This is a genomic window from Pseudomonas brassicae, assembly GCF_010671725.1.
Lineage (GTDB): Bacteria > Pseudomonadota > Gammaproteobacteria > Pseudomonadales > Pseudomonadaceae > Aquipseudomonas > Aquipseudomonas brassicae.
This window is the reverse complement of sequence record NZ_JAAHBU010000173.1, coordinates 1-6,736: the sequence shown is the minus strand read 5'-3', so window position 1 is coordinate 6,736 and position 6,736 is coordinate 1. Positions and strand designations below refer to the sequence as shown.

Sequence of the window (6,736 nt, the reverse complement as noted above, 5' to 3'; positions counted from 1 at the left end):
GAGGCGCGCCTGATGGAGCTGGACGCCGTGCGCGAAGCGGTGGTGCTGGCGGTCGAGGGTGCGAGTGGCCAGCAACTGGTGGGTTACGTGGTGCCCCGCGACAGTGTTGCTCCAGACGACCTGCGCGAGCACCTCAAGCACGCGCTCAAAGCGCATCTGCCGGATTACATGATCCCGGCGCAATGGGTATGGCTGGAACAGATGCCGCTGAGCCCGAACGGCAAGCTGGAGCGCAAGGCGCTGCCCAAGCCGGATGCCAGCCAGCTGCAACGCGAGTACGTGGCCCCGCAAAGCGAACTGCAGCAGCGCATCGCGGACATCTGGCAGCACGTGCTCGGTTGCGAGCAGGTTGGCCTGGCCGACAGCTTCTTCGAACTGGGCGGGCATTCGCTGCTGGCTACCCAGGTGATCGTGCGCCTGCGTGAGCAACTGGGCCTGGAGATACCGCTCAAGGAACTGTTCATCGCCGACGACCTGGCCGCCTTCAGTGCCAGCGTGGCGGCAGTGCAGCAGCACAGTCAGCCGGTGGAGGACGAATTGGCTAAATCTTTGGCCGCCCTCAAACGTTTATCTGCAGAAGAGCTTGAGAAGCTGATCTCATAACCAGGAGTAGTGGCGTGCAAGAATTGATCGGGGCGGTGGGCGAGCTGTCACCCAGGGAACGCAAAGCCTTGGCGGTGATGCTCAAACAGAAGGGCATCAACCTTTTTGGCATTGCTCCGGTGTTCAAGCGAAAGCCCGAAGAGCCGCTGTTGTTGTCCTATGCCCAGGAACGCCAATGGTTCCTGTGGCAGCTGGACCCCACCAGCGCCGCCTACCACCTGTCCAGTGCGCTGTCGCTGGACGGCCACCTGGATATCGCGGCGTTGCAGCGCAGTTTCGACACACTGCTGGAACGCCACGAAGCGTTGCGCACCACCTTCGTGCAGCATGACGAGCAGACCCTGCAACAGATTGCCGAGCACCTGCCGTTCAGTCTTGGCCGCGCGACGCTGGCGGCGTATGCGCAGGCACCGGCCCGCGAGGCAGCGATCAAGGCTTTCGTCGAAGCGCAGACCCGCACCCTGTTCGACTTGCAGCAGGGCCCGCTGGTGCGCGCAACCTTGCTGCAGGTCAGCGAGGGTCAGCATGTGCTGGTGATCGTGCAGCACCATATCGTGTCCGACGGCTGGTCGATGCAGATCATGGTCGACGAGCTGCTGCGTCTTTATGCAGCCTACTGCCAGGGCCAGCAAGCGACGCTGGCGCCCCTCAAGATCCAGTATGCCGACTACGCCCTGTGGCAGCGCCAGTGGATGGAAGCCGGCGAGCGTGACCGGCAACTGGCGTACTGGACGGCGCAGTTGGGCGGTGAGCAACCGGTGCTGGAGCTGCCACTGGATCGGGCGCGTCCGGCCGAGCAGAGCTTCAACGGGGCGCAACTGGGCATTCACCTGCCGAGCGCGCTGGGCGCGGGCCTGAAGCGCCTGGCCCAGGCCGAGGGCGTGACCCTGTTCATGCTGTTGCTTGCCTCGTTCCAGGCCCTGTTGCACCGCTACAGCGGCCAGGCGGATATCCGAGTGGGCGTGCCGGTGGCCAACCGCAACCGGGTCGAAACCGAGGGCCTGATCGGCTTTTTCGTCAACACGCAGATTCTCAAGGCCGAGTTCGACGGCATGCTGTCGGTGCGCGAGCTGCTGCAACAGGTACGCACCCGTGTGCTCGGCGCGCAGGACCACCAGGACCTGCCGTTCGAACAGTTGGTCGATGCGCTGCAGCCCGAGCGCAACCTGAGCCATAACGCCTTGTTCCAGGTGATGTACAACCACCAGGGTGATGCCCAGGGCAACCCGGCCAGCGGCCAGTTGCCGGGCCTGACCCTGGCGCCTTTGCAGTGGGACAACCCGACGGCGCAGTTCGATCTGACCCTCAATACCTACGACAACCCCGAGGGGCTGGACGCGGCGCTGACCTACGCGACCGACCTGTTCGACGCGAGCACCGCCGAGCGTCTCGGCCGGCACTGGGTGAACCTGCTGCAGGCGATGGTCGCCGACCCTACCCAACGCATTGGCGACCTGCCGTTGCAGGACGCCGCCGAGCAGCAGGCCAGCCTGCGCCAGTGGAACGCCGAGCCGGTGGCATTCCCCAGCACGGCCTGCCTGCACCAGCTGATCGAGCGTCAGGCCGAGCGCGCCCCTCAGGCGATTGCCGTAAGCCTGGGCACCACGCACCTGAGCTACGCCGAACTCAACCGCCGCGCCAACCGCCTGGCCCATCGCCTGATCGAGCACGGCGTGGGTGCCGATGTGCGCGTCGGCCTGGCGGTCGAGCGCAGCCTGGAGATGGTCATCGGCCTGCTGGCCATCCTCAAGGCCGGCGGCGCTATGTGCCACTGGACCCGGCGTATCCGGCCGAGCGCCTGGCCTACATGATCGAAGACAGCGGCATCGGCCTGTTGCTGACCCAGCCGGCACTGCTGGTGCAACTGCCGCTGCCGCCCGGCGTGCAGCCGCTGCTGCTCGACGAGGCGGCCGGCGCCTATAGCCAAGACAACCCTGACGTGGTGCTGGACCCGGCCAACCTGGCCTATGTGATCTACACCTCCGGCTCCACCGGCAAGCCCAAGGGCACCTTGCTCGCGCACCACAACGTGCTGCGCCTGTTCGCGGCCACCGAGCACTGGTTCGACTTCGGCCCGAGCGATGTGTGGAGCCTGTTCCATTCGTACGCGTTCGATTTCTCGGTGTGGGAACTGTTCGGCGCGCTGCTGTATGGCGGGCGCCTGGTCGTGGTGCCCTACGACGTCAGCCGCTCACCCGACGACTTCCACGCCTTGCTGGTCAACGAAGGCGTGACCGTGCTCAACCAGACGCCCTCGGCGTTCAAGCAACTGATGCAGGTGGCCTGCGCGGCCGAACATGCCGGCACCCGCAACGCCTTGCGCCATGTGGTGTTCGGCGGCGAGGCGCTGGAAGTGAAAAGCCTGCGCCCGTGGTTCGAGCGCTTCGGCGACCAGCAGCCGCGCCTGATCAACATGTACGGCATCACCGAAACCACGGTGCACGTGACCTACCGCCCGATCCGCCTGGCGGACCTGAGCGGCGAGGCCAGCAGCCCGATCGGCGAGGTGATTCCGGACCTGTCCTGGTACCTGCTGGATGCAGCGCTGAACCCGGTGGCCAAGGGCTGCATCGGCGAGCTGTATGTGGGCCAGGCCGGCCTGGCACGCGGTTACCTGAACCGGGGTGACCTCACGGCCACGCGTTTCATCCCCGACCCGTTCGGCGGCGCCGGCGAGCGCCTGTACCGCACCGGCGACCTGGCGCGCTACCGCGCGACGGGGTGATCGAGTACATCGGGCGCATCGATCATCAGGTCAAGATCCGTGGTTTCCGCATCGAGCTGGGCGAGATCGAGGCCAAGTTGCTGGCACAGCCCCAGGTGCGTGAAACGGTGGTGCTGGCGCAGGTGTCCGCCACCGGCGCGCAACTGGTCGGCTATGTGGTCGCGCAGGGACTCGTCGACAACGAGGCCGAACTGCGTGACACGCTCAAGGCGCGCTTGCGCGAAGACCTGCCCGAGCACATGGTGCCGGCGCACCTGTTGTTCCTCGCGCAACTGCCGCTGACCCCCAACGGCAAGCTCGACCGCAAGGCCTTGCCGCAACCCGATGCCAGTGTGCTGCAACACGCCTATGTGGCCCCGCAGAGCGAGATGGAGCAGCGCCTGGCGCAGATCTGGCAGGACGTGCTGAAACTCGAACAGGTCGGCCTCACCGACAACTTCTTCGAGCTGGGCGGCGACTCGATCATTTCCATCCAGGTGGTCAGCCGTGCTCGTCAGGCCGGTATCCGCATCAGCCCCAAGGATCTGTTCCAGCACCAGACAGTGCACAGCCTGGCCACGGTGGCGCAGGCGGGGGGGCAGGTCGCGCACGTCGATCAGGCGCCACTGGTCGGCCCTACGCCACTGCTGCCGATGCAGCAGCTGTTCTTCGACACGGTGAACGTGCAGCGCCACCACTGGAACCAGTCGGTGCTGCTCAAGCCGTCGCAGGTACTCGACGCGCAGGTGCTCGAACGTGCCTTGCAGGCGGTGGTGATGCATCACGATGCCTTGCGCCTGCAGTTTGCAGAGCAGGGCGGGGCCTGGCACGCCAGCGTTGCCGCGCAGCATAGCGAGCCGCTGGTGTGGTACCGCGAATGCGCTGACCTGAGCGAACTGGATGCCTTGGGCGAGGCCGCACAGGCGAGCCTGAACCTGCAACAGGGCCCGCTGCTGCGTGGCCTGCTGGTCAACCTGCCAGGCGCCGAGCAGCGTTTATTGCTGGCGATCCATCACCTGGCGGTGGATGGCGTGTCGTGGCGCATTCTGTTCGAGGACCTGCAGCAGGCCTATGCGGCATTGAGCGCAGGCACACCTGTGCAGCTGCCGCTCAAGACCACTTCAGTCAAACGCTGGGCGCAGTGGCTGCAGGAACATGCCGGCAGCGCTGCGGTGCAGGCTGAAGTCGGTTACTGGCAAGCGCAGTTGCAGGGCGTGGCCCTGGACCTGCCATGCGAACACCCGCACGGCGATCTGCGCAACAGCCAGAGTGTCAGCGTGAGTACGCGGCTGGACGCGGGGCAGACTCGATTGTTGCTGCAGGAGGCACCTGCCGCCTACCGTACCCAGGTCAACGACCTGCTGCTGACTGCGCTGGCACGGGTGCTGGTGCGCTGGACCGAAAGCCCGGCGGTGGCGCTGCAACTGGAAGGTCACGGCCGTGAAGCGCTGTTCGAAGACCAGGACCTGACCCGCACCGTGGGTTGGTTCACCAGTGTGTTCCCGGTGAAACTGACCCCGGCGTCGACGCTTGGCGAATCGATCAAGGCGATCAAGGAGCAGCTGCGCGCCATCCCCAACAAGGGCATCGGCTTCGGTGCCTTGCGCTACCTGGGCGATGCGCCAGCGCGCAGCGCGCTGGCCGGCTTGCCGATGCCGCGCGTGACGTTCAACTACCTGGGCCAGTTCGATGCCAGCTTTGCCGAGCAGGATGCGCTGTTTGCCCCGTGCGGTGACGCGGCCGGCAACCCGCAGAGCGCCGAGGCGCCGCTGGACAACTGGCTGAGCATCAATGGCCAGGTGTTCAATGGCGCGCTGGAACTGAACTGGACCTTCAGCCGTGGCATGTTCGCCACGGCCAGCGTCCAGCGCCTGGCGGATGACTACGCACATGAACTGGCGCAGGTGATCGCGCATTGCACCGGCGGCCAAGCCGGTGGCGTGACACCCTCGGACTTCCCGCTGGCTGCCCTCGATCAAAGCCAGCTCGATGCGCTGCCGGTCAACGTGCAGGCGCTCAAGGACCTTTACCCACTGTCGCCGATGCAACAGGGCATGCTGTTCCACAGCCTGTATGAACAGGATGGCGCCGACTACATCACGCAGATGCGTCTGGAGATCGACGGGCTGGAGCCGACGCGCTTTGCCCGTGCCTGGCAGGCGGCCGTGGATGCGCATGACATCCTGCGCACCGCTTTCCTCTGGCAGCCACCGCTGGTGCAGCCGCTGCAGGCGGTGTTCAAGCACGCCACGCTGGCATTCGAGGTGCACGACTGGCGTGGCCGCGACGACCTGGAGCAGGCCGTTGCAGCCCTGGCCGATGCCGAGCGCAGCCGGGGCTTTGCGCTGGACCAGGCGCCCTTGTTGCGCCTGCACCTGGTGCAGAGCGACGCGCAGCGCTACCACCTGATCTACACCCACCACCACATCCTGATGGACGGCTGGAGCAACTCGCAGTTGCTGGGCGAAGTCTTGCAGCGTTATTGCGGCCAGCCACCCCATGCCGCGCCGGGCAATTACAGCGACTATATTGCCTGGCTGCAGCGCCAGGACGCCCGCGCAGCGAAGCCTTCTGGGTCGAGCAATTGCGCGACCTGCACACGCCCACTCGGTTGGCGCACGTGTCGACGGCGGCAGCCGGCCAGGGCTATGCCAACCACTACCTTGACCTGGACGCCGCGCAGACCCAGCGCCTGCATCAGTTCGCACGCCAGCAGAAGGTCACCGTCAATACGCTGCTGCAAGCGGCCTGGCTGCTGTTGCTGCAGCGCTATACCGGTCAAGCGACCGTGGCCTTCGGGGCCACGGTGGCCGGGCGACCGGCCGAGCTCAAGGGCGTCGAGCAGCAGATCGGCCTGTTCATCAATACCTTGCCGGTGGTAGCCAGCCCGCGTCCGGAACTGGCGCTGAGCCAATGGCTGCAGCAGGTTCAGGCGCAGAACCTGAGCCTGCGCGAGCACGAGCACACGCCGCTGTTCGAGGTGCAGCGCTGGGCGGGGCAGGGCGGCGAGGCGCTGTTCGACAACATCCTGGTGTTCGAGAACTACCCGGTAGCCGAAGTGCTGGAACAGGCGGCGCCCCAAGGCCTGACGTTCGGGGCGATGCAGCAGCACGAGCAGACCAACTACCCGCTGACCCTGGCCGTGGGCCTGGGCGAGGTGCTGTCGCTGCACATGAGCTACGACCTTGGGCATTTCTCCCAGGCGTCGGTCGAGCGTATTGCCACGCAGTTGTGCAACCTGCTGCAAGCCATGCCGCAGGCGGCCGAGCAGACCTTGAGCGCACTGCCGTTGATGGGCACTGCCGAACAGCGTGAGGTGCTGGCTGAATGGAACCCGGCCCCGGCGCAGTTTGCCAGCCCGCAGTGCATCCATGAACTGATCGAGGCCCAGGCCGCGCGTGCGCCACAGGCCATCGCGCTGACCCTGGG

The 6,736-nt window shown here is 66.1% G+C and carries 1 protein-coding gene and 1 pseudogene; both read left to right on the top strand.

Features of this window, described 5'->3' with window-relative positions:
* Positions 1-603 (top strand): phosphopantetheine-binding protein (locus G3436_RS13730; RefSeq protein WP_243667137.1); only part of this gene is annotated, 603 nt, incomplete at its 5' end.
* Between the two features lie 14 nt (positions 604-617).
* Positions 618-6,736: pseudogene (locus G3436_RS28915) on the top strand (amino acid adenylation domain-containing protein); the annotation flags it as partial.